Below are 1,556 nucleotides of genomic sequence, written 5' to 3'. Positions count from 1 at the left end.
AGCGACCTGTGGTGGCGCACCGCCGTCTTCTACAACCTCGATGTGAAGACGTTCATGGACTGGGACGACGACGGCGTCGGCGACCTCGAGGGCCTCGTCCACCGGATCGACTACCTGGCCGAGCTCGGCGTCAGCTGCCTCTGGCTCGCGCCGTTCTACCGGTCACCCGGCCGCGACAACGGCTACGACATCAGCGACTTCTACGGAGTGGACGAGCGCTTCGGGCACCACGGCGACGTCGTCGAGGTGATCCGGACCGCCCACGACCGCGGGATGCGGGTGATCGTCGACCTCGTCGTCAACCACACCTCGGACCAGCACCCCTGGTTCCAGGCCGCCCGCTCCTCTCCCGACAGCCCGTACCGCGACTACTACGTCTGGCGCGACGAGCCGCCCGCCGATCAGCCCGCGAACGTGTTCCCGGACGCGGAGGACGGCGTCTGGTTCCGCGACGAGGAGGCGGGCCAGTACTACCTGCACCACTTCTACCGGCACCAGCCCGACCTCAACACCGAGAACCCGGCCGTGCGCGACGAGATCGCGAAGCTCATCGGATTCTGGCTGCAGCTGGGCGTCGACGGCTTCCGGGTCGACGCGGTGCCGTACCTGATCGAGCCCGGCGCCCGCGACGAGCACGAGTGGCTGCGCCTGCTGCGCCGCTTCGTCTCGCGGCGCTCCGGCGAGGCGATGCTGCTGGGCGAGGTCAACGTGACCCGCGAGGAGCAGCTCGGCTTCTTCGGCGGCGAGGACGCGGACGAGCTGTCGATGCAGTTCGACTTCATCGGCAACCAGCGCCTCTACCTCGCGCTGGCCCGGGAGGAGGCGGCGCCGCTCGTCGAGGCGCTCGCGAGCCGCCCCGAGATCTCCGTCGGCAGCCAGTGGGCGAACTTCGCGCGCAACCACGACGAGCTCACCCTCGACCAGCTGAGCGACGACGAGCGCGACGAGGTCTTCGCGGCGTTCGCTCCGGAGCAGTCGCAGCGGATCCACGGGCGCGGCATCGTCCGCCGCCTCCCGCCGATGGTCGACGGCGACCCGCGCCGCGTCCGCCTGGTCCACAGCCTGGTGTTCTCGATGCCCGGGACCCCGGTGCTCTACTACGGCGAGGAGATCGGGATGGGCGAGAACGCCGACATCCCGGGCCGGAGCGCCGTGCGGACCCCGATGCAGTGGAGCAGCGCCGCCAACGGCGGTTTCTCGCGCGCCGACGCCTCCGACCTGATCGCTGCCCCTCCCGGCGGCGGCTTCGGACCCGAGCACGTGAACGCGGCCGCGCAGCTCCAGGATCCGGACTCCCTCCTGGCCCACGTGAAGGGCCTCGCCTGGCTGTACCGGCGGTCGCCGGAGATCGGCTGGGGCGAGTACACGCACCTCCCCTGCGACGAGCCGAGCGTGCTCGCGCACCGGATGTCCGCGTCGACCGGCACGACCGTCGCGGTGCACAATCTGGCGTCGAACCCGCGCACGGCGGACCTGACGCTCCCCGACACCCCCGCCGGGGCGCGGCTGGTCGACTCCCTCGGCGGCGAGTCGCTCCCGCTAGACGAGGACGGCGC

General features: G+C 71.4%; 1 protein-coding gene. It reads left to right on the top strand.

Translation table 11 applies throughout. From position 1 onward, the window contains the following. On the top strand, positions 1-1,556 hold a 1,556-nt coding region (locus C5B98_RS16510; protein ID WP_104328125.1), incomplete at both ends, for an alpha-amylase family protein.

This window comes from Rathayibacter sp. AY1A5 (genome assembly GCF_002930875.1).
Taxonomy (GTDB): domain Bacteria; phylum Actinomycetota; class Actinomycetes; order Actinomycetales; family Microbacteriaceae; genus Rathayibacter.
This window is presented reverse-complemented; position numbering and strand designations above follow the sequence as displayed.